Genomic DNA, 20,924 nt, shown 5'->3' on the forward strand with positions numbered 1-20,924 from the left:
CGTCAGGGCGCGACGGGCGGCGGGGGAGGCTTCAGGTCACGGTGGGCGCTAACGACGCTCTTCGGCTGGGGTGCGAGAGCGGAGGCCCGGAACGACGAAGCCCACCGACCCTCGCGGGTGGGTGGGCTCCGGTGGCTCGCCAGGGGCAGGCTGTGCGTCAGCCGGCCGCGGCGGGCTTGGGCCCACCCGGAACAGGCATCGAACACATGCACATGGCGGAGGTGACGAACATTCTGCGAGTAGAAGTAGCGAGCATGCCGCGCGCTGTCAAGCCACCCTCCGGAACGAAGCCTCGCACGTCACGCACCGGTGACGACGCCTCGTCGCGTATTCCCATGATGACGTCCTTCCGCGCCGCCGCGCTTCTCCTCCTGCTCATCACCAGCCTCTTCACGACCGCCTGTTCCAGGCCCGCGCCGCCCACGCCCATGACCTTGCGAAAGACGTTCCGCACGCAGTTGAAGGATCCGTCCGCGCCGCCCGTGAGCGCGCCCGTTCCGCCCTCGGGCGTCTTCGAGTTGGTGCGCTATCCAGCGCCGCTGGGAAGCAACGCGGCCTACGTCACGCCCGTGCGTGAAGGGGGCCGGCGCCCGGCGATGGTGTGGCTCCACGGCGGGTTCAACTGGGGCATCGGGCCGCTCGCGTGGCAGCCGGCGGACCGCGACAATGATCAGAGCGCGCGCGCGTTCCGCGAGGCGGGGATGGTGCTGATGCTGCCGTCGCTGCGAGGCGCGAACGACAACCCCGGCGAGCACGAGTACTTCCTGGGCGAGGCGGATGACGTGGTGGCCGCCATCGACTTCCTGGCCCAGCGTCCGGACGTGGATCCGGCGCGCATCTACCTGGGAGGCCACAGCACGGGAGGCACGCTGGCGCTCATCGCCGCGGCGCACGCTCCGCGCTTGAAGGGGGCGTATGTCTTCGGCCCCACCCACGATGTCTCCGAGTACGGGAGGACGGGCACGGCGCTGGACCGCGCCACGGGGCCGGAGCTGTGGATGCGCAATCCGGTGAGCTTCGTGGAGGCTCTGCGCGTGTCCACGCAGGTCATCGAGGGCTCGGACCATGGCAACACCGACGCCATCGAACCGCTGCGCAAGGCCGCGAAGGGCGCGCCGCTGTCGTTCCTCCTGGTGCCAGGGGCCACGCACTTCAGCGTGCTCGCGCCCGTGACGGAGCTGCTGGCGCGCAGGCTCGCGGCGGCGCCCGCGGAGGCACCGACGGTGGTGCTCACGGACGCGGAGACCCGCGAGGCCGTGCTCGCTGAACGCGATCGGTGAGGCCCGCTCAACGCACCCGGGCGTTCGCCGGGTAGGGCGGCAGCGTGCCCTGGAAGCCTGGCTGCTGCCGCACCCGCTCCAGCCACGCGCGCACTGCGGGGTACGGCGTCAGCTCCACACCCGCGTCCGGCGCCAGGTGCACATACGCGAAGAGGCAGAGGTCCGCGACGGTGTAGCGCTCCTCCACCAGGAACGTGCGGGTGCCCAGGTGGCGCTCCAGCGTTTCCAGCGCGCGGACTCCCCCGGAGACGCGCTGTCGGAACGCCTCCGGTTGCTGGGGCTCCCTGCCGGTGAGTCGCCAGTAGCGCGCGGTGCCCAGGTTGGGCTCCACCGCGTTCTGTTCGAAGAACATCCACTGATGCACCTGCGCCCGCGCGAAGCGGTCCTCGGGCAACAGCCGCGTGCCCTCCGCGAGGAACAACAGGATGGCGTTGGACTCCGCCAGGAACCGTCCCGGCTCCGGCTCCAGCACCGGGATGCGGCCGTCCGGGTTCTTGTTCGCGTGGAAGTCGGCCGTGTGGCTTTCGCCCGCGAAGATGTCCACCGGCACCAACTCGTATGCGATGCCCAACTGCGCGAAGAGTGTGCGGACCTTGTAGCCGTTCGCCGAGGGCAGGTAGTCGTGGAGGCGCATCGATGAGGCTCCGGAAGGCAGGAGGATGCGCGACACGTTAGGGCCTTCCCGGTGGCACCGCGCTCCGCTCCTTGTCCTTGAATTCGGAGTCAAAAACGTCAGCCGCGTGCCCTGGCTGCGGCACAAGGCGCCGGCCATCGCGCACGCCCCGGCGCCTTCGGGCGCGTGAGCTACGGCGTGACCTCGTTCCAGACCTCGGAGACGCGGCCCACCTGGTCGAACGCGCAGTGCGCGGCGCCCGCGATGACCTTGTCGTTCACCGGGAACTGGAGCCCGGTGAAGTAGGACTCGGCGTCCCGGATGTCCAGGAGCAGCGGATCCAGGTCGCCGTAGGTGAAGTAGAACTTCGTGTCGCCGCGCAGCGAGGCCTGCGTGGTGTCCCAGTCCATCTTGCCCGACCACGGCTTCTCCCCGCCGCAGCTGAGCGCGTAGACGCCCGGGTAGCGGTCTCCGTAGCGCGGCAGGAAGCTGGCGGTCAGCTGGATGGAGCCGCCCGACGAGCCGCCGAAGTAGATGGGGCCGTCCTGGATGTTCCAGCCACGGCGCAGCGCTTCGATGATCTCCACCAGTGTCGCCGCGTTCTTGCCCTCCAGGTCGCGATCCGCGTCCGTCCCCTCGGTGGTGCAGTCCGTGCGCCCCGGATTCGTCCACCACGCGCACTTGTTCGGCGCGAGCGCCGCCACGTAGAGCGTGTTGTGTCCGTAGGTCCAACCGCCGTGGGTGAACAGCGCTCGGGGGTTGCTGCCGTTGTAGGCCGCGGCACCGTCGCCGTGCAGGTAGATGGCCAGCTTCATCGGCGCGGCCACGATGCCGGCCTGGGGCTCGATGATCTTCACCCGCGCTTCGCCCACCTGGGCCTCGCAGAACGGCAGCGTGCCCGCGTCCGTCTTCACCGAACCCGTGCTGATGCAGGGCAGCTTGCCGGACCCCTGCGAACTGCCCGAACCGGCGTCCGTCCCGGCGTCCACCTGGGTGCCTGCGTCGCTGCCCGCGTCAGTGCCCGCATCGACGTCCGTGCCGGCATCGGTGGCCGTGCCCGAGTCGGCGGTGGCGCCCGCGTCGGGGGGGACTTCATCAGGGTCGTCGGAGCACGCGGACAGACCCAGGACGAGGACGGCGGCGAGGACGAGACGGGACATGTGACTCGGGGGCAGGGGAGGCGACGCCTCTGTTCAGCGGCCAGTATACCGGGTATACATTTCCAGCCCGGAAAGGAATTTCTTCCATGAGCGGACGCGTGAACCTGATGGCGCCGGAGGTCCGGGCCAATCCCTACCCTGTCTACGCGGAGCTGCGGCGCACGGCGCCCGTGTGTCAGGTGGAGCCGGGGGGCCTGTGGGCGCTCACGCGCTTCGAGGACGTGTCCGCGGCGTTCAAGAACCCGCAGGTGTTCTCCTCGGCGGGGGTGCGCACCACCACGGCGCCCCCGTGGCTGGGCCACAACCCGTTCTCCGAGTCCATGATCGTCATGGACCCGCCGCACCACATGCGGCTGCGCACGCTGGTGAGCCGCGCGTGGACGCCCACGGCGGTGAACCGGCTGGAGCCGCGCATCCGGAGCTTCGCGCAACACCTGGCGGAGCGGCTGCACCCCGAGCGCGAGGTGGACTTCGTGGACGCCTTCGCCATGCCGCTGCCCGCGAGCGTGATTGGCGAGCTGTTCGCGTTGGATCCGCAGATGACCGCCCGCTACAAGCGCTGGTCGGTGGACCTGTCCAGCGTGTCCGGGACGACGGAGAAGGACACCCACCGCCACGAGTCCATCCGCGCCACGGTGCGCGAGATGGAGGACTACCTGTCCCAGGTGGTCGCGGACCGCCGCCGCCAGCCGCAGGACGACATGGTGTCGGACCTGGTGCAGACGCGCGTGGACGGCGAGGCGCTCTCCGACGCGGAGCTGATGAGCTTCCTGTTCCTGCTCGTCGTCGCCGGGCTGGAGACCACCGTGCAACTGGTCAGCCACTGCGTGCGCATGCTGATGGAGCACCCGCACCTGCTCACCCGCCTGCGGGAGAACCCCGCGCAACTGCCGCGCTTCGTGGAGGAGGTGCTGCGCTTCGAGCCCTCCGTGCACGGGCTGGTGCGCGTCACCACGAAGGAGACGCAGGTTTCGGGCGTGGTGATTCCGGCGGGCGCGCGCGTGGCGCTGATGGTGGGCTCCGCGTGCCGCGACGGCGAGCGCTTCAAGGACCCGGACACCTTCGACATGGACCGCGAGGGCGTGAACAACTTCCCCTTCGGCCACGGCATCCACTTCTGCCTGGGCGCGCCGCTGGCCCGGCTGGAGGCGCGCGTGGGGCTGGAGGTGCTGCTGTCGCGCTTCACGCGCTTCACGCCCACGGGCCCGGTGAAGTGGAACACCTCCCTCACCGTGCGCGGCCCGCTGACGATGCCCCTCATCCCGCACGCCTGAGCGCGCGGGACGAGAGGGCGTGAGGCTCAAGCCTCGATGTCGAACGCGAGCGACACGCGCTCGCCGGGCTCCACGTGCAGCAGGCCCTCGCCGGTGGCCAGCGCTCCGGCGGCGGCGGTCCACGGCTCCACGCAGACGAAGTCCTTGCCCTGCAACGTCCACACGACGAGCAGCCGGAACTCCGGGCTCCACGACAGCTTCACCGGCGGCAGGCCCGGCCCGCGCGAAAGCACCGTGCCCGGCCCCTTGTGGTCGCGCAGGTGCATGTCCACCTCCTGCGCCGTGAGGTCCAGGCCGGTGAAGGGCACCTCCTTCTTCTCCCGGTTGTCCCACGCGTGCGTGGCGTCCGTCTCCACGCGGGCCTGGGCCTTGTGGCCCTGAGGCACGCGGAAGTACGGGTGGTAGCCCAGGTGCAGCGGCAGGGGCCGCGTGTCCCGGTTCTCCAGGTCGAAGTCGAGGGTGAGCCGGCTGCCCACCAGCGAGAAGGTCAGCTGCGCGTCGAAGGCCCAGGGGTACTGGCGCAGCGTCTCCTCGGAGGAGGTGAGCCCCAGCACCAGCAGCGAGCCTTCCGCCTGCCGCACCGTCCACGGCAGCCGCCGCGCGAAGCCGTGCTGCGGCAGGGTGTACGCCTTGCGGTCCGCCGGGTACGTGTCCCCGGGCAGGGGACCGGCGATGGGAAAGAGCACGGGGATGCCCCCGCGCACGTTCTTCGTGAGGTCGGCGACGGTGCCCTCGTCCAGGAAGAGCACCTCCTCGCCGTCCACCACCATGCGCGTGACGAGCGCGCCGCGCGTGGGGATGATCTCCACGCGGCACGCGCCGTCCTCCAGCGCGTAGGTGTCCAGCCCCGCGATGCCCGGGAACGGTCCGCTCATGGAGTTAGATGGCCCCTTCCTTCGGGTCGCTGTCCATGAAGGGGTAGGGCACCTTCGCGGGCGGCACGAAGTTCTCCTTGATGGTGCGCGGGCTGCTCCAGCGGAACAGGTTCACGATGGAGCCCGCCTTGTCGTTGGTGCCCGACGCCCGGCTGCCGCCGAAGGGCTGCTGGCCCACCACCGCGCCCGTGGGCTTGTCGTTGATGTAGAAGTTGCCCGCCGCGCTGCGCAGGCTGTTCATCATCATCTCGATGGCCTTGCGGTCGCGCGCGAAGATGGCGCCCGTCAGCGCGTAGCTGGCGGACTGGTCGCACTCCTTCAGCGTCTCCTCCAGCTTCGCGTCCGGGTAGACGTACAGGCCCACGAGCGGCGCGAAGATCTCCTCCGTCATGATGCGGTGGCGCGGGCTGTGGCACTGCACCAGCGTGGGCTGCACGAACCAGCCCTCGCTCTTGTCCGTCCCGCCGCCCGCGATGAGGGTCGCGTCGCCGCCCGTCTTCGCCAGCTCGATGTACGAGGACACCTTCTTGAATGAGCGCTCGTCGATGACGGCGCCCATGAAGTTCCGGAAGTCCGTCACGTCGCCCATCTTGATGTCCGCGATGAGCGCCTGCAGGCGCGGCTTCAGCTTGGGCCACAGCGACTCCGGCACGTAGACGCGGCTGGCGGCGGAGCACTTCTGGCCCTGGTACTCGTAGCCGCCGCGCACGATGGCGACCGCGAGCGCCTCCAGGTCGTCCGCCGCGGACGGGTGCGCGAAGATGAAGTCCTTGCCGCCCGTCTCACCCACCAGCCGGGGGTACTGCTTGTAGCGGCTGATGTTCTCTCCCACCGTCTTCCACAGGCTGTTGAACGTGGGCGTGGAGCCGGTGAAGTGGATGCCGCCCAGGTGGGGGCTGGCCAGCACCGGGTTGCCCACCGTGGGGCCGTCGCCGGGCAGCATGTTGATGACGCCGTCGGGCAGGCCCGCCTCGCGCAGCAGTTCCAGGCCGTACCACGCGCTCAGGCCCTGCGTGGAGGACGGCTTCCACAGCACCACGTTGCCCATGATGGCGGGCGCCGCGCACAGGTTCACCGCGATGGAGGTGAAGTTGAACGGGGTGATGGCGAAGACGAACCCGTCCAGCGGCCGGTAGTCCGTCAGGTTCCACGTCTGCGCGGAGCTCTCCGGCTGGATGGACAAGATCTGCTGCGCGAAGTGGACGTTGTAGCGAAGGAAGTCGATGAGCTCACACGCCGCGTCGATCTCCGCCTGGTGCGCCGTCTTCGACTGGCCCAGCATGGAGGACGCGTTGAGCAGCGGGCGGTAGCGCGTGGCGAGCAGCTCCGCGGCGCGCAGGAAGATGGCCGCTCGCGCGTGGAAGGACATCCGCGCCCAGTCCTCCTTCACGCTCATCGCGTTCTGGATGGCCTGCTCCACGTGGCTCGCGTTGGCCTCGTGCAGGGTGGCCAGCACGTGCTTGTGCCGGTGGGGCATGCGCACCGTGTCCGTCTTGCCGGAGTGCACGTGCTTGCCGCCGATGACGATGGGGATCTCCACCTGCTCGCCGCTCATGCGCTTGAGCGCGCTTTGCAGCTCGGCGCGCTCGGGCGTGCCGGGGGCGTGGGAGAGGACGGGCTCGTTCTTGGGAGCCGGGACGCGGGGGAAGGCGTTGAGCACGCGAGGACCTCGGGGCGGGAAAGAAAAGGTGGGCAAGGTATAGCCCTCCCGCACGTCCAGGTCAGCGAGAGTTGCCGGGGCCGTCCGCGCCGCGACACAGGCGGCGGCTTCAAACGCCTTCGCGGTGGAAGGCCGCCCGGCGCGCGACCGGCTTCAGCCCTCGCCCGCGGCCTTAGGCCGTTGCGCCCCGCGCACGCTGCAACACGGCATGCAGCTGCGCGATGAGGTACGGCGGCTTCACCGGCTTGACCAGGTACGCATCCGGCTGGGGCTGCCCCGGCTCCAGCTCCGCGCGCGGCGCGTAGCCGCTGACGAACACCACCGGCAGGTGCGCCAGGGACGGCTCGGCGCGCACGCGACGGCACAGCTCATAGCCGTCGATGCCCTCCATGTTCACGTCCGATAGCAGCACGTCCGGCGGCTCCGCCAGCGCGTGCGCCAGGCCCGCTTCGCCGTCCGCCGCCACCGTGCAGTCGAACTCCCCCGACAGCAGCAGCCGCAGCGTCTCGCGCATGGTCCAGGAGTTCTCGACGATGAGGACCTTGGGCTTCACGGCGCTTCGACTCCCGGGGAGGGGACCGCGGACAGCAGGGGACGACGGCACCCAGCATCCCCCCACTGTGCGCACCGGGCAAGAGGTCCCCCCTCACCCGGAGGAATTCCTGAAAGCCTCCACCTCACGGGTTTGCCGCCCAGCCCTAGGACTCCGGCGGTGGATTCACGAGCCCACGCCGGGAAACCTCGGAGTCCGGCTCCTCGTCACCCCGGGCCTCCCGCTCGGGCACCTGCTCCTCCTGCCACCCTTCGCCGCGCTCGACGCCCGCCTCCCAGGGGGTCTCCTCCAGCGGACCCGGGTTGACGTCCGGATCGCGGGCGGCGGCCTCGGAGCGCTCGCGGCTCAGCTCCGCGGCGGCCCGGTCCTGGGCGTCCTCCATCTGGCCCCGGTTGCGAGGCTGGAAGTTCTTGCTGCCCTTGTTGCCGGCCATGGTGTCGCCTCCCGAAAGGGTCTCCGGTCGCCGTCCCCGGACGTCCGGGCGCGCTCCGGCCTCCGGCAGGAAGGTGGTCCTCGCCGGGGAGCCCGGGCAACGCCGGGCCGGTTCGCCCGCCTGCCTGGCCGTCCAGGGACGAGGGGCGGCCCCTCCCTGCCGCGCCGCGCCGCGCCCGGAATGGGCATGACGCAGGACGCGGCAAAGCCGTCATGACGCTTCAGCGCGGGGCCCGTGGCATGCCCCGGGCCAGCGGCTGCGCGTCCTCGCGCGACAGGCGCTCCACCTCCGGCGCGACGTCCGCGGTGGGCGCGGCGATGCTGCACCGCGCGCCGCCGTGCACGAGTCCCACCACGCGCATCCGCGCATCCACCAGGGGCGCGCCGGAGTCGCCCGGGATGCCGTGCATGGTGGTGAAGAGCGCGGCGGGCACGTCCGGCAGCGAGGGGCAGCGGCCCAGCCGCTCCAGCATCACCTGCTGCGGTTCGCCGGGGCGATCATACCGGCCGGTGAAGACGAGCAGGTCCCCGGGAGCGGGCAGCGCTTCGGCCACCTCCAGCGGGGCCACGGGCGCCGTCGCCTCCAGCTCCAATACGGCCATGTCCCGGCCGCGATCCACGAACACGTACCGGCCCTCCAGCCGCCGCCCGTCCTCGAAGTTCGCCAGCTCATGGCCGGAGGCCTGCGCGACGCAGTGGGCCGCGGTGAGCACATGGCGCCCCTGGCCCACCACCACGCCCGCGCAGTGGCCATCGCCCAGCGTCACCGTGGCCGCCGTGGCCCGCTGGAGGCCCTGGGCTTGCTGGGTTTCGGGCTGACCGCACGCCATCCACGCCGTGACGGCCACGAAGGCCACGGCCACTCCCCCCCGCTTCCACGCACGCATGCCGTCCTCCCCCTCTGGCGCGGGCAATGGGCCCTGTGCCTGGAAGAAGGGTGTGCATGCGTCGGGGGGCGACGTGGGGGCAGGGCCGGAAGTGGCTCCCCAGCAGGCATCCGGCCGGCGGGACGCACTTTCTTCCAGCAGAACGGTTGATCAGGGACTAGGAACACCGGGTGCACCTGCTCGGATGTCCCGGAGGCGGTGTCACTGAAACGTGCTATTCCTCCAACGTCTGGATCCCGGCGGAACGGCCGGCCCCTAGCGCGTGAGCGACGACGAGAAGACAACGGTCCTGGACGAACGCACCCGGCCTCCGAGCACATGGGGGGACCGGATGCGTACGCCCATCACGCTGCCGGGCGCGGGCGTCGTGGGGCGGCGTTCGCTGGAGCCGGGCGTCGTCGTAACGGGGCGCTACCGGGTGGAGTCGCTGCTGGGCGAGGGCGGCATGGGCCGCATCTGGCTGGCGGACGACCTCCAGGAGCGCCGGCGCATCGCGCTCAAGGAGATGCACGTCCCGGCGGAGCTGTCCGCGGCGAAGGTGGAGGAGCTGGTGCTGATGTTCCGGCACGAGTTCTTCGCCATGAAGAAGCTCCAGCACCCGTCCACGCTCAAGGTCTTCGACTGGGGCATGACGGAGGCCGGCAACCGCTTCATCACCATGGAGGTGGTGGGCGGCCATGACCTGAGCACGCTGGTGCGGGACGCGCCGCTGGACACGCGCACGATGTACCGGGTGCTGATCCAGATGGCGCAGGTGCTGGCGTTCATCCACTCGCGCCTGTACGTGCACTGCGACATCAAGGCCAGCAACGTGCGCATCACCGAGTCCGGCGCGGTGAAGCTGATGGACTTCGGCGTGATGCACCAGTTGGGCACGCCCAGCCCCGGCAAGCTCAAGGGCACGCTGGAGTACCTGGCGCCGGAGTGGCAGCGGGGCGCGAGCATCGACGGGCGCGCGGACCTGTACTCGCTGGGCGTGATGGCCTGGTACCTGGCCACGCGCAAGCTGCCCTTCAAGCGCAGCAACCCCGCGGTGCTGCTGGCGGACCACCTGACGCGTCCGCCGCCGCGCCCCTCCACGCTCTGCGCCGTGGATCCGCAGCTGGAGGAGATCATCCTCCTGTTGATGGCCAAGGATCCGCGCGAGCGCTTCCAGGACGCGAGCGAGCTGCTCGAAGCGCTCTGCCACGCGAGCGGCGAGCCGTCCCCGGAGGAGCCGCTGTCGGCGCGCGCCAGCTACCTGCACGTGCCGGAGGTGGTGGGGCGCGAGGCGGAGCTGGAAGGGCTGATGAACGGCCTGGCGGAGGCGGACTGGGGCCAGTCGCGCGCGGTGCTCGTGGGCGGTCCCGCGGGCGTGGGCAAGACGCGGCTGCTCCAGGAGTTCGAGCTCCAGGCGAAGCTGGCGGAGCTGCCCTTCGGCCGGGGCCAGTGCCGCGCGGAGGGGCTGGCCCCGCTCGCGCCGGTGGCGCAGGCGCTGCGCAGCATGGTGCCGCACACGCCGTCGGAGCTGATGGACCGGCTGGGGCCGCGGCTCATGCGCCTGCTGCCGGGCCTGTCGTCGGAGCTGCCCGAGGGCGAGGTGCACGAGCGCGCCCTGCGCGAGGGGACGGAGGAGAAGGGCGCGTTCTTCGAGGCGCTGTCGGAGTGGATGCGCACGCTCGGCGGGCGGCAGTCGTTCGTGCTGTGCTTCGAGGATTTGCAGTGGGCGGACAGCGCGTCGCTGGAGGCCATCAACGTCCTCATCCGCGCGCTGCACGGCACGCGCGGCATGGTGGTGGGCACGTTCCGCTCCGCGGAGCTGTCGCGCCTGAGCCTCGCGTTCCAGACGGTGGATGAGAAGCTCACCGCGCGCATGGACCTGGAGCCGCTGTCCGCGGAGAACGTGGGCACGCTGGTGGAACTGGTGCTGCCCGGGTTGGGCATCCCGGAGGGCTTCGTCACCCGGCTGCACGCGACCACGAAAGGCAACGCCTTCTTCGCCACCGAGTGCCTGCGCATGCTGGTGGAGGCGGGCGCGCTCAAGCGCGTGGGCGGGCGCTGGGAGGCGGAGGCGGGGCTGGGGACGCGGCGGCTGCCGGACAGCGTCCAGGAGGCGGTGCTGGTGCGGCTCGCCAGCGCGCCCCCGGAGCAGGTGGCGCTGCTGCGCAAGCTCGCGCCCGCGGGCCGGATGCTGGACCTGCCACTGGTGCGCTCGCTGGCGGGGCTGCCGGAGGCGGAGCTGTTCGCGGTGCTGGACGGCATCGTGGAGCGGCAGTTCCTCCAGGACGTGGAGGGCCGGTACGTCTTCACGCACGACACCGTGCACCAGACTGTCTACGACAGCACGCCGGAGATGGACCGCCGCGGGCACCACGGCCTCGTGGCGCGGGCGCTCCAGGCGCTGCCCGCGGGACGTGCCGGGCTGGTGCGCGCGGTGGGCTGGCACTACGCGCGCTCGGACGCGCCCGCGGAGGCCATCCAGCCGCTCCTGGAGGCGGGCAAGGCGGCCATCGAGGCGGAGGCGCTGCTGGAGGCCACGTTGCTCCTGAAGGAAGCGGCGGGGCTGTTGGAGTCCGCGCCGGACTTCCCGGGGCGTCTGGACCAGCTGATCCGCACGTGGGTGTCGCTGGTGGAGGTGGGCTACTCCAGCGACCCTCCGACGTCGGTGGCGTACGCGGAGCGCCTCTTCGCGTATTGGGAGTCCACCGTGGACGTGGCGTCCGGACGTCGCGAGGCGGCCCAGCGGCTGGCCTCCGCGCGCACGGCCACGCCGGAGGAGCGCGAGGAGCTGCTCTGCCCGCTGTTCCGCGAGGTGTCGGCGGGCGAGCGCATGCTGCCGGTGGATGTCTTCTGGAAGCGCTCGGAGCTTCAAATCCTCCAGGCCATGTCGCTGGCCATCCTGGGACGCACCCGGGAGATGGAGACGCTCATCGCGAGCGCGTCCGCCGAGCACCCGGAGGATTCGCCCTACCTCGCCGGGCTGTCCATCGCCCGCGCGACGCTGAGCGCGTACACCGGCCGCTGGTCGGGAGGCGTGTCCGAGCAGCGCAAGCAGGTGACGCGGCTGCGCGACTTCCGGGACGCGGTGGGGCGTCCGCCCCGGCGGCTGGCGTGGGCGCTGGGCATGGGCGGCTACCTGCTCAACGTGAACCTGGCCCTGCGCGGCGAGGCGCTGGACGAGGACGTGCTGCGCGACGGGCTCGCGGTGGCGGAGGCCCACGGCTTCACCGACGTGCGCGCCTACCACCTCTTCGCGAAGGTGACGCGCGCGGCCTTCACCGGGGATGGCGCCGCGTTCGCCCCGGCGCTGGCGCAGAAGGCGGAGCTCATCCGCAGGCTGGGCAGCCCCCGGCTGATGGAGCGCAACCTGGCCCTCTTCACGCCGCCGTACTACCTGGAGCGCGGCGAGCACGAGCTGGTCGCCGCGGTGGTGGCGCGCGGCGAGGCCCTGGCGCGGGTGCTGCCCCAGGACCGCTGGCTGCAGGCCCACGTGCAGGTGTACCAGGCGTGCCGCGACGTGCTCTTCGAGGACGCGGCCGCCGCGCGCGAGTCGCTGCCCCGCGCCCTGGAGGCGGCGCGTCAGGGCGGCCTGCGCATGGAGACGCTGGTGCACGTGTACCAGGCGCGCTTCGAGCGCGAGCAGGGCCGGCTGCCCGCCGCGCTCGCCGCCGCGCAGACGGCGCTCTCCCGCGCGTTGGATCCGGTGCTCGCCAACCCGTGGGATGAAATCCTGGCCCGCCGCGCGCTGGCGCCCCTGGTGCCCCAGGCGGAAGGGGACGCGCACCTGCGCCACGCCCTCATCCTGGCGGAGGCCACCGGCAACGTGCTGCAGATGGGGCTCGTCTACCTGCAACACGCGGAGCGGCACGGCACGCACGAGCAGGTGATGCTGGAGCTGGAGATCGCCGAGCGGGCCTTTGGCAACGCGAAGGCCACGCACCTCCAGTCGCTCGCCAGCTCCCTGCGTGGCCCGCTGTCGCGCCAGTTGGAAGAGCTGAAGCGAAGCGCCTGACGGCCAGCGTCCTGGGTAGGATGGCCCCATGGCCCCCTCCCCCCTGCGCTTCTGCCTGGACTACCTGTCCCCGTACGCCTACCTCGCCTGGCTGCGGATGCCCGCCCTCGCGGCGCGCCACGGCCGCACGCTGGAGCCCATGCCGGTGCTGCTCGCGGGGCTGCTCAACGCCGTAGGCTCCGTGGGGCCCGCGGAGATTCCGGCCAAGCGCGTCTACGTCTTCAAGCAGACCTTCCGCATCGCGCACGAGCAGGGCGCCCCCTTCAGCCTGCCGCCCTCGCACCCGTTCAACCCGCTCTTGTCCCTGCGCGTGACGGCCGCGGTGGACGACGTGGAGGCCCGGACGAAGCTCGTCACCGCGCTCTACTCGGCGGCCTGGGGCGAGGGCCGGGGCATCGAGACGCCGGAGCAGGTGGGCGCGGTGCTGGAAGAGGCCGGCTTCGACGCGAAGGCGCTGCTTGCCCGGGCGGTGACGCCGGAGGTGAAGGACCGCGTGCGCAGGAACACCGACGAGGCGCTGGCCCTGGGCACCTTCGGCGTGCCCTCCGTGCTGGTGGACGGGGAGATGTTCTGGGGCGTGGACTCGCTGGGCCACCTGGAGCGCTACCTGGAGGGGCGCGACCCGCTCACCCCGGAGGCGCTGGCGCGCTGGCAGCACCTGCCCTCCACCGCGTCGCGCCGCTAAAGCACCGAAGGCCCCCGGTCCATGAACGTCCTCGGTCAGCTGGGATTCGTCGTCGCGAGCCTCGTGCTCGCGGGCGTGCTGCTGTTCCTCAACTTCTGGCGCACGCTGCTCTTCCTCTTCCCCGGCACCGTCCGCATCGAACCGGAGGCCCCCGCCGACCAGATGGACCTGCCGGAGGCGCTCGCGCCCCTCGAAGGACAGCTCCAGGCGCTGGGCTTCACCCCCCTGGGCAGCCACGAGGAGAAGCCGCTCCTCCAGAAGGCCACCCGCTCCTACGACTGGGCCCACCCCGGCGAGCGCGTCTTCGCGACCCTGTACCTGGGCAGGGACGACCTGCCCCGCCTCTACCTGCTCACCCCCCTGGCCTCCGGGGGCTTCGTCGTCACCGCCGGCTACCGGCGCCCCGCGTTGGACCTGCCCGGCTACCGCTCCGGCTCCCTGGAGGGGGCCTCCCCCGAGCGCCTGTTTCGCGCACATGTGCGCCGACTGGACGGGTTGGACCGGGCGGAGCCGGGCGCCTTCTCCTGGGAGGGCCGGGTGCAGGCCGGGCGGTCCTGGTACCAGGGCCTTGGCCGCAAGGAAATCCGCCGGCAGAACCTCCAGGGGTTGTTGTGGACGGCCATCGCGCTTGCCATCGTCGCGGGCGCCTTCCTGGGCAGGCGCGCGGGCTGAGGCCGCCCCTGCATTTTCCCCGTCACGTCATGCGTGCACCGCGCGCCCCGGAAGAGTAGGGAGACGAGCACCATGAAGAGCGTGTCCAAGAACGAGGAAATCTACTTCCTGTCCGGCAAGCGCACCCCGTTCGGTACCTACGGTGGGAGCCTCAAGGACCTGAGCGCCACCGACCTGGCCGTGGAGTCCGCGAAGGCGGCCCTGGCCCAGGCGGGCGTGTCCCCGGAACTGATTGAGCATGTGGTGTACGGCAACGTCGTCCAGACGAGCTCGGACGCCATCTACCTGCCGCGCCACGTGGGCCTGCGCACGGGCGTGCCGGTGCCGGTGCCCGCCCTGGGCGTCAACCGGCTGTGCGGCTCCGGCTTCCAGGCGTTCGTCACCGCCGCGGAGATGATGCTGACCGGCGGCGCCGAGTGCGTGCTCGCGGGCGGCACCGAGTCCATGAGCCAGGCGCCCCACGTCATCCGCGGCGCGCGCTGGGGCCTGCCCCTGGGCAAGGGCGGCCTGGAGGACATGCTCTGGACGGCCCTGACGGACAGCTACACCGGCCAGGCCATGGCGCTCACCGCCGAGCAGCTCGCGGTGGACTACGGCCTCACCCAGGACGACGTGGACCAGTACGCCGTGCTCACCCAGAAGCGCTTCGCCGCCGCGCAGGAAGCCGGCCGCCTGGGGGACGAAATCGCCCCGGTGACGCTCAAGGGCAAGAAGGGCGACACGGTGGTGGCGAAGGACGAGCACAACCGTCCGGAGACCACCGTGGAGACCCTGCGCAAGCTGCCCAAGGTCTTCAAGAAGGACGGCGTGGTGCACGCGGGCGCCGCCAGCGGCATCTGCGACGGCGCCGGCAGCATGGTGATGGCCACGCGCAGCTTCGTGGAGAAGCACGGCCTGAAGCCGGTGGCGCGGCTCGTCAACTGGGGCGTGTCCGGGTGCGACCCGAAGATCATGGGCATTGGTCCGGCGCCGGCCATCCGGAACCTGCTCAAGCGCGCGGACGCGAAGCTGTCCGACGTGGACCTCTTCGAGGTCAACGAGGCCTTCGCGCCCCAGTACCTGGCGGTGGAGAAGGAGCTGGGCCTGCCACGCGACGCCACCAACGTCAACGGCGGCGCCATCGCCGTGGGCCACCCGCTGGGGGCCTCCGGGGCGCGCATCACCATGACGCTGGCCTACGAGCTCAAGCGTCGGGGCGCTCGCTATGGTATCGGCTCTGCCTGCATTGGTGGCGGCCAGGGCATCGCCGTGCTGGTCGAGGCGCTCTAGGCGCCAGCTGGGGACGGGGCAGACGACTTCCGGATGGGACGTGAGATGAGCAACGAGGTGGACGCGAAGACGGCCCGCGAGCGGGCGAAGGCCATCGCCGAGCAGCGCCGCGCCGAGCGCCGCAACCGCAAGCGCCGCTGCGTGGTGTGTGGCGTGGAAGAGAGCGACAAGACGCCCCTGACGGCCCACCCCGAAGGCATCGGTCCCGCCTGCAAGGACGAGGTGACGTGTCAGGCCCGCCGCGCCGCCGCGGGTCGCTGACAGCCATGCCGCCGTCCCCCGCCACCTCGAGTGTTGGCGGGAGGACGGTGGCTTCAGCCTCACCCCGGAGGCCCAGGGGGCGGACCCCTCGGCTCAGCGCCGGGCCGGATTGTCGGGCCCGTTTCTTGATGGCGCCCGCGACTCGGGGTAAACGTTCGTAATCTCTGGTGACACGAGGGTTGGAATGGGCGTTATCAGCTTCACGGGAGTCAAGGTGTTCTCCACCACGCTCGCGCGCGATCGCGAGAACATGGGCGAGAACATCACCAAGTGGCTGAAGGAGAACTCCGGCGTGGACATCGTGGACAAGATCGTCACGCAGTCCTCGGACAAGGAGTTTCACTGTCTGACCATCACGCTCTTCTACCGCCACAAGGTCTGAGTCCCGCGACCGGCGCGTGAAGGTGGATGGAGGTGAGGGCGCTTCTCCCTGGAGACATCAGGGTGGGGCGCCCTTCATCGTTTCTGCGATTGGGGTTGCGGACCGGGCGGTGTTCCACCACCTTTGGGCCTCTATGCGACCCATGCGGGGCTTCAACAGGGGCGGAGGCGGCGGCTTTGGCGGCGGCTTCGTCGGCCTGGAATCGATGGCCGCCAAGCTGGCGGTGGCGCTGGTGGCCTTCTCCGCGCTGTTCCTGGCGACGCGCGGCGGGCAGGGCGTGCTGCTGCTGCTCAACCCCACGGACGTGCTGCGCGGCCGCGTGTGGGAGTTGTTCACCTACGCGTTCATCGCGCCGGACCCGCTGGGCATCATCTTCGGCGGCATCATCATCTGGTCCATTGGCGGCTTCCTGGAGTCCACCTGGGGCTCGCGGCGCCTGCTGATGGCGTCGGTGGGCATCACGGTGTTCGCGGGCCTGCTCACGGTGCTGCTGGCGCTGGTGATGCCCATGGCGAGCGCCTACGCCGGTGGCTCGGTGATGACCACGGTGCTCTGGGTGGCGTACGGGCTCGTCATCGGACGGGGGCAGGCGAACTTCTGGGGCATCCCGCTGACGGGCAACTGGTTCGCGGCCATTGGCGCGGGCTTCACCGTGCTGCGGCTGCTCACCGCGCCGTCCTGGCAGTTCCTGGCGCCGGAGCTGTTCAGCCTGGTGCTGGTGTTCGCCTACGTGCGCGGCGCGAGCCCCAAGCGGCTCATGCTCCACCTGCAGCACTGGCGGCTGCAGCGCCAGCTGCGCGACCGCTCCAAGCACCTGCGCGTGGTGGGCAAGGAGCGCCCGCCCGACCGCGACCAGTTCCTCAACTGAACCGCCTTCGTTGCGTCGTGACACGGGCCTGCTGACGCGAAAGCGTCGGTGGGCCCGTTCGCTTTCGTGGCTAGTGCGCGGCCTCCGGGTGCCCGTACTGCTTGAGCTTGCGGTAGAGCGTGGCCACGCCGATGTCCAACTGCTCCGCGGTGCGCGAGCGGTTGCCGCCGTTCTGGGCCAGCACCGCGAGGATGTAGTCCTTCTCCATGTCCTCCAGGCGGCGCGGGCTGCCGGTGGGGACCATGCTGGGGGGCGCGGCGCGCACCTCCTCGGGCAGGTCCTCGCGCTCCACGCGGGGGCCCTCGCACAGCACCACCGCGCGTTCGATGGCGTTGCCCAGCTCGCGCACGTTGCCCGGCCAGGGGTAGCGCAAGAGCTGATCCGCGGCGTCCGGGGACAGGCCGCTCACGCGGCGGCCCAGGCGCTCACCGGCCTCCGCCAGCAGCAGCCGGGCCAGGGGGAGGATGTCCTCCTTGCGCTCGCGCAGGGGCGGGATGCGCAGCTCGATGACGCGCAGCCGGTAGAAGAGGTCCTGGCGGAAGTGGCCCAGGCGCACCTCCTCGGTCAGCTCGCGGTTGGTGGCGGCCACCACGCGCACGTCCACCTTGCGGCTGAGGTTCTCACCCACGCGCCGCACCTCGCGCTCCTGGAGGACGCGCAACAGCTTGGCCTGCATGGCGGGGGGCACCTCGCCCACCTCGTCCAGGAAGAGGGTGCCGCCATGGGCCGCTTCGAAGAGGCCGGGCCGGTCGTGCGTGGCGCCGGTGAAGGCGCCCTTCGCGTGACCGAACAGCTCGCTCTCCAGCAGGCTCTCCGTCACCGCGGCGCAGTTGACCGCGATGAAGGCCTTGTGGGCGCGGCCGGACTCGTCGTGGATGAGCCGGGCGATTCTCTCCTTGCCCACGCCGCTCTCGCCGGTGACGAGGATGGTGGTGTCCACCTTCGCCGAGCGCCGGGCCAGGTTGAGCACCTTCTGCATGGCGTCCGCGCGCGCCACCATGCCCGCCGGGTCCTCCGCCACGCCGGACACCCGCGCCAGCGACTGGCGCTTCGCGCGCAGCTTGCGCTCCGCCTGCCGCAAGGCCTCCGTCACCTGCCCGAGCACGCCCTCCATGCACTGCGTCTCATAGAAGCGCATCACCTCCGCGCACTCGGTGCTCCACTCCTCCGCGGGCCGGCCCACAATCTGGCAGAGGGCGTCCCCCTTGCCGACGCACTTCATCTCCGCGCAATAGATGGGCTTGCCGTTGCAGTAGCTCAGGTAGCCGGACGCGAAGCCGGTGAGGCTCCAGCACACCGGTTGATCCGCCTGGCCCAGGTGGAGCAGGTGCTGCTCGGCTTCATAGGAGTCACGCCACTGCGCCTCGGCGAAGGGCTCCGGCCCGTCCTTCTCCGTCCGTTCGATGCGCTCCACGCGCACCTGGCCCATCAGCGTGTGCAGCCGTCCCCCGGCGCGGCGCCACTCGGACTCGTCCGTCCACGGCACCGCCGTGCGCATCGCTTCCGCCGTGCGCCAGCCGTGCGCGTAGCCCAGCCGCGTGAAGATGCCGCGCGCCGCCGTCATCCCCATCATCCCGACGATCTCCGTGCGCAGGAGCCCCAGCGCCACCGGATCCATCAGCAGCGCCCGCTGCCCGGCGAAGTGGATGACGCCACCCTTCGGCTCGAACGCCAGCAGCTCCCTCAGGTCCAGCCCTTCCAGCCCGGCCACGTTGACTCCCCAATCCGTTCAGACTGAGGGGGTTCTCTATCATTCTGAGAGTGCTTTTGCAGGGGCGGAATTTGAAGCCCTGTGATTCCAGTGGCTTGGCGTGTCAGGTGCGGTGGTCCTGGGGTTGCATTGGAAGGTGCTCACGATGGGTACCGGGGTGGACAGACGCGAAGTGCTGCAGGGTGTGGCGGCCGCCGGGGTGGCGGGTGTGATGGGCAGCGGGCCCACGGTCGCCCGGCAGGTGGCGCCGGCGCTCTTCGTGTCGCACGGCTCGCCCATGACGGCGCTGGACTCGGACGAATACCCGCAGGCGCTCAAGCGTTTTGGCGAGGGCGTGGGCCCGGTGAAGGCGCTGGTGGTGGTGTCCGCGCACTGGGAGACGGACGCGCGCGTGCATGTCACGGCGATGGCCGCGCCGCCGCTCGTGTATGACTTCCATGGCTTCCCGGAGGAGATGTACCGGCTGCGCTATCCGGCGCCCGGCGCGCCGGACCTGTCCGCGGACGTGGTGGCGAGGCTGACGGCGGCGGGCGTACCCGCGGTGGCGGAGACCGAGCGCGGATTGGATCATGGCGTCTGGGTTCCCTTGCGGCATGCCTTCCCGGAGGCGCGCGTGCCCGTCATCCAGGTGGCGTTGCCGGCGGATGCCACCCCCTCGGCGGTGGCGAAGATGGGCGAGGCTTTGCGCCCGCTGCGCGCGGACGGCGTGCTACTGATGGGCAGCGGCGGGGTGGTCCACAACCTGCGCCGGGTGAATTTCAGATCCAAGCTGGCGTCCGTGGAGCCATGGGCCGCCGAGTTCGATGCGTGGGTCGCCGGAAAACTTGCCGCACGTGATTTCGTCGGGCTTCAGTCGTGGGGGGACGCACCGAATGCGCGGGTCGCGCATCCATCTCCCGAGCACTGGTTGCCCATCTACTTCGTCCTCGGAGCCGCCCTCGCCGAGGACCGTCTCACCCCGGTGTTCGAGGGTTTCCATCACGGAACCTTGTCCATGCGCAGCTTCGCGCTGCGCGCTTGAACCTCGCAGTCCGCAGTCTCCAGGAGTCCACACCATGAAGATGTCCCTGAAGTCCGCCATCGCCCTGATTGCCGTCGCCGCCCCCTCGTTCGCCTTCGCGACCACGTGGGAGCTGGACTCGTCGCACTCCAGCGCGCAGTTCGGCGTGAAGCACATGATGGTGTCCACCGTGCGTGGCGCCTTCAGCAACGTGAAGGGCACCATCAACATCGATGACAAGGACATCACCAAGTCCACCATCGAGACCACCATCGACGCGACCACCATCAACACCAACGAGCCCAAGCGCGACGAGCACCTGAAGAGCCCGGACTTCTTCGACACGGCGAAGTTCCCGACCATCACCTTCAAGTCGACGAAGGTCGCGAAGGCCGGCAAGGACAAGCTGAAGGTCTCGGGCGACCTGACGATGCACGGCGTGACGAAGCCCGTGGTGCTGGACGTGGACGGCCCGACGGCCGAGTCGAAGGATCCGTGGGGCAACGTGCGCCGTGGCGCCACGGCGACCACGAAGATCAAGCGCAGCGACTTCGGCCTGACCTGGAACAAGGCGCTGGAGACGGGCGGCTTCGCGGTGGGCGACGAGGTCACCATCACGCTCGACCTGGAGGCCACGAAGAAGGCCGACGCGGCGGCGGCTCCGGCGGCCAAGGACACGAAGTAGTCGTCCTCTCACCGACCCTCGGGCTGGTGAAATGAAGAGAGGGGCCTCGTCACCGAGGCCCCTCTTTTTTTGTGCGCGAAGCGTGGGGGCGGGGGGGGCCCGCCCCGGGGCGCTAGCCTTCGGCGACGGCCTGCACGCTGGCGCGGTAGATGAAGATGCGCGCGGTGTTGGTGCGGTTGTCGGCGGGGACGACGAAGAAGCCCGGCGTGGGGCCCTTGAAGTCCTGGGAGAAGCCGGCGACCTGGCGACCGTCGTTGAAGGTGACGCGAATCTTGGAGCCCTCCGCCTGGGGCTGACGCGCGCCCGCGGCGAGCATGAAGAAGATGGCCTTCACGCGCTTGCCGGGGATGCGCTCGGGGGCGAAGCCGCTCTGCTGCTCCAGGGAGATGGTGTCCTCGAGCAGGTCCGCGTCGCGGATGGTGCCGCGCTTCACCTGGCCTTCGACGGTGTGGATGATGACGCGGTGTTCACCCTCCACGAAGGAGTGGGTGGAGCCCGCGAGCACCGCCGCGTGCGCATCGAAGAGCGCGTCCTCGGTGGGGCGCAGGTGGTTGGTGGACGGTGCGCCCATCGCCACCGGCGTCGCGGGGACCGCGCTCCGCGGGGCCGCGCTCGCCGGGATGGCGGAAGGCACCGCCCGGGCCGGGGTGAGGGACAGGGCCGGAG

The 20,924-nt window shown here is 70.8% G+C and carries 19 protein-coding genes and 1 pseudogene; 11 read left to right on the forward strand and 9 right to left on the reverse strand.

Annotation, left to right across the window (positions count from 1 at the left end; genetic code table 11):
* The first annotated feature begins 335 nt into the window (after positions 1–335).
* Positions 336–1,280, forward strand: coding sequence for a S9 family peptidase (locus tag D7X74_RS23890; RefSeq protein WP_158620390.1), 945 nt, complete (start codon positions 336–338; stop codon positions 1,278–1,280).
* Between the two features lie 7 nt (positions 1,281–1,287).
* Here D7X74_RS23890 and D7X74_RS23895 read toward each other — a convergent pair whose 3' ends face one another.
* Together D7X74_RS23895 and D7X74_RS45075 are read right to left on the reverse strand one after the other, a co-directional pair.
* Positions 1,288–1,950, reverse strand: coding sequence for a glutathione S-transferase family protein (locus tag D7X74_RS23895; RefSeq protein WP_233595622.1), 663 nt, complete (start codon positions 1,948–1,950; stop codon positions 1,288–1,290).
* Positions 1,951–2,084: 134 nt separating this feature from the next.
* Positions 2,085–3,053, reverse strand: a complete 969-nt coding sequence (locus D7X74_RS45075) for a hypothetical protein (protein ID WP_120535311.1) — start codon at positions 3,051–3,053, stop codon at positions 2,085–2,087.
* 86 nt (positions 3,054–3,139) lie between these two features.
* Between D7X74_RS45075 and D7X74_RS23905 the strand changes: the two genes are divergently transcribed.
* Complete coding sequence (locus D7X74_RS23905) at positions 3,140–4,327, forward strand: cytochrome P450 (protein ID WP_120535312.1); 1,188 nt, start codon at positions 3,140–3,142, stop codon at positions 4,325–4,327.
* Between the two features lie 26 nt (positions 4,328–4,353).
* Here D7X74_RS23905 and D7X74_RS23910 read toward each other — a convergent pair whose 3' ends face one another.
* The 5 genes from D7X74_RS23910 to D7X74_RS23930 form a co-directional block, all read right to left on the reverse strand.
* Positions 4,354–5,202, reverse strand: coding sequence for an aldose epimerase (locus D7X74_RS23910; RefSeq protein WP_120535313.1), 849 nt, complete (start codon positions 5,200–5,202; stop codon positions 4,354–4,356).
* Between the two features lie 4 nt (positions 5,203–5,206).
* Positions 5,207–6,862: an L-glutamate gamma-semialdehyde dehydrogenase gene (pruA, locus tag D7X74_RS23915; protein ID WP_120535314.1), complete on the reverse strand. Its 1,656-nt coding sequence runs from the start codon at positions 6,860–6,862 to the stop codon at positions 5,207–5,209.
* A 172-nt stretch (positions 6,863–7,034) separates the two neighbouring features.
* Positions 7,035–7,415, reverse strand: coding sequence for a response regulator (locus D7X74_RS23920; protein ID WP_120535315.1), 381 nt, complete (start codon positions 7,413–7,415; stop codon positions 7,035–7,037).
* A 145-nt stretch (positions 7,416–7,560) separates the two neighbouring features.
* A complete protein-coding gene (locus tag D7X74_RS23925; RefSeq protein ID WP_233595621.1) occupies positions 7,561–7,848 on the reverse strand; it encodes a hypothetical protein in 288 nt (95 codons plus the stop codon).
* A 220-nt stretch (positions 7,849–8,068) separates the two neighbouring features.
* On the reverse strand, positions 8,069–8,734 hold the full coding sequence (locus tag D7X74_RS23930; protein ID WP_120535316.1) for a serine protease: 666 nt from the start codon (positions 8,732–8,734) through the stop codon (positions 8,069–8,071).
* 331 nt (positions 8,735–9,065) lie between these two features.
* Here D7X74_RS23930 and D7X74_RS23935 point away from each other — a divergent pair, with 331 nt between their 5' ends.
* The 7 genes from D7X74_RS23935 to D7X74_RS23965 all read left to right on the forward strand — a co-directional run bounded on the left by D7X74_RS23935 (position 9,066) and on the right by D7X74_RS23965 (position 16,862).
* Positions 9,066–12,725, forward strand: a complete 3,660-nt coding sequence (locus D7X74_RS23935) for a serine/threonine-protein kinase (protein WP_120535317.1) — start codon at positions 9,066–9,068, stop codon at positions 12,723–12,725.
* A gap of 28 nt (positions 12,726–12,753) precedes the next feature.
* Entirely contained in the window at positions 12,754–13,410 is a 657-nt protein-coding gene (locus D7X74_RS23940; RefSeq protein ID WP_120535318.1) for a 2-hydroxychromene-2-carboxylate isomerase, read from the forward strand.
* 21 nt (positions 13,411–13,431) lie between these two features.
* A complete protein-coding gene (locus tag D7X74_RS23945) occupies positions 13,432–14,082 on the forward strand; it encodes a hypothetical protein (protein ID WP_120535319.1) in 651 nt (216 codons plus the stop codon).
* A gap of 72 nt (positions 14,083–14,154) precedes the next feature.
* Positions 14,155–15,351, forward strand: a complete 1,197-nt coding sequence (locus D7X74_RS23950; protein ID WP_120535320.1) for an acetyl-CoA C-acetyltransferase — start codon at positions 14,155–14,157, stop codon at positions 15,349–15,351.
* 45 nt (positions 15,352–15,396) lie between these two features.
* Positions 15,397–15,612: a hypothetical protein gene (locus D7X74_RS23955; RefSeq protein ID WP_014399195.1), complete on the forward strand. Its 216-nt coding sequence runs from the start codon at positions 15,397–15,399 to the stop codon at positions 15,610–15,612.
* 184 nt (positions 15,613–15,796) lie between these two features.
* Entirely contained in the window at positions 15,797–15,994 is a 198-nt protein-coding gene (locus D7X74_RS23960) for a hypothetical protein (RefSeq protein WP_120535321.1), read from the forward strand.
* A gap of 133 nt (positions 15,995–16,127) precedes the next feature.
* Positions 16,128–16,862: a DUF1751 domain-containing protein gene (locus D7X74_RS23965; RefSeq protein WP_120535322.1), complete on the forward strand. Its 735-nt coding sequence runs from the start codon at positions 16,128–16,130 to the stop codon at positions 16,860–16,862.
* Between the two features lie 70 nt (positions 16,863–16,932).
* On the opposite strand, the gene D7X74_RS23970 is transcribed toward D7X74_RS23965, so the two are convergent.
* A complete protein-coding gene (locus tag D7X74_RS23970) occupies positions 16,933–18,573 on the reverse strand; it encodes a sigma-54-dependent Fis family transcriptional regulator (protein ID WP_120535323.1) in 1,641 nt (546 codons plus the stop codon).
* A gap of 145 nt (positions 18,574–18,718) precedes the next feature.
* Between D7X74_RS23970 and D7X74_RS23975 the strand changes: the two genes are divergently transcribed.
* A complete protein-coding gene (locus D7X74_RS23975) occupies positions 18,719–19,594 on the forward strand; it encodes a class III extradiol ring-cleavage dioxygenase (protein ID WP_120535325.1) in 876 nt (291 codons plus the stop codon).
* Positions 19,595–19,628: 34 nt separating this feature from the next.
* On the forward strand, positions 19,629–20,258 hold the full coding sequence (locus D7X74_RS23980) for a YceI family protein (protein ID WP_120535324.1): 630 nt from the start codon (positions 19,629–19,631) through the stop codon (positions 20,256–20,258).
* Between the two features lie 112 nt (positions 20,259–20,370).
* Here the strand turns inward: D7X74_RS23980 and D7X74_RS23985 are convergent.
* A pseudogene (locus D7X74_RS23985) lies at positions 20,371–20,924 on the reverse strand (hypothetical protein); the annotation flags it as partial.

The organism is Corallococcus sp. CA047B, assembly GCF_003612065.1.
GTDB lineage: Bacteria > Myxococcota > Myxococcia > Myxococcales > Myxococcaceae > Corallococcus > Corallococcus praedator.

Coding starts and splice junctions, on each gene's coding strand:
- D7X74_RS23975 (WP_120535325.1), top strand. CDS start 18,719: ATGGGTACCGGGGTGGACAGACGCGAAGTGCTGCAGGGTGTGGCGGCC.
- D7X74_RS23890 (WP_158620390.1), top strand. CDS start 336: ATGATGACGTCCTTCCGCGCCGCCGCGCTTCTCCTCCTGCTCATCACC.
- D7X74_RS23965 (WP_120535322.1), top strand. CDS start 16,128: ATGCGACCCATGCGGGGCTTCAACAGGGGCGGAGGCGGCGGCTTTGGC.
- D7X74_RS23910 (WP_120535313.1), bottom strand. CDS start 5,202: ATGAGCGGACCGTTCCCGGGCATCGCGGGGCTGGACACCTACGCGCTG.
- D7X74_RS23935 (WP_120535317.1), top strand. CDS start 9,066: ATGCGTACGCCCATCACGCTGCCGGGCGCGGGCGTCGTGGGGCGGCGT.
- D7X74_RS23955 (WP_014399195.1), top strand. CDS start 15,397: ATGAGCAACGAGGTGGACGCGAAGACGGCCCGCGAGCGGGCGAAGGCC.
- D7X74_RS23950 (WP_120535320.1), top strand. CDS start 14,155: ATGAAGAGCGTGTCCAAGAACGAGGAAATCTACTTCCTGTCCGGCAAG.
- D7X74_RS23925 (WP_233595621.1), bottom strand. CDS start 7,848: ATGGCCGGCAACAAGGGCAGCAAGAACTTCCAGCCTCGCAACCGGGGC.
- D7X74_RS23930 (WP_120535316.1), bottom strand. CDS start 8,734: ATGCGTGCGTGGAAGCGGGGGGGAGTGGCCGTGGCCTTCGTGGCCGTC.
- D7X74_RS23940 (WP_120535318.1), top strand. CDS start 12,754: ATGGCCCCCTCCCCCCTGCGCTTCTGCCTGGACTACCTGTCCCCGTAC.
- D7X74_RS23945 (WP_120535319.1), top strand. CDS start 13,432: ATGAACGTCCTCGGTCAGCTGGGATTCGTCGTCGCGAGCCTCGTGCTC.
- D7X74_RS23980 (WP_120535324.1), top strand. CDS start 19,629: ATGAAGATGTCCCTGAAGTCCGCCATCGCCCTGATTGCCGTCGCCGCC.
- D7X74_RS45075 (WP_120535311.1), bottom strand. CDS start 3,053: ATGTCCCGTCTCGTCCTCGCCGCCGTCCTCGTCCTGGGTCTGTCCGCG.
- D7X74_RS23905 (WP_120535312.1), top strand. CDS start 3,140: ATGAGCGGACGCGTGAACCTGATGGCGCCGGAGGTCCGGGCCAATCCC.
- D7X74_RS23960 (WP_120535321.1), top strand. CDS start 15,797: ATGGGCGTTATCAGCTTCACGGGAGTCAAGGTGTTCTCCACCACGCTC.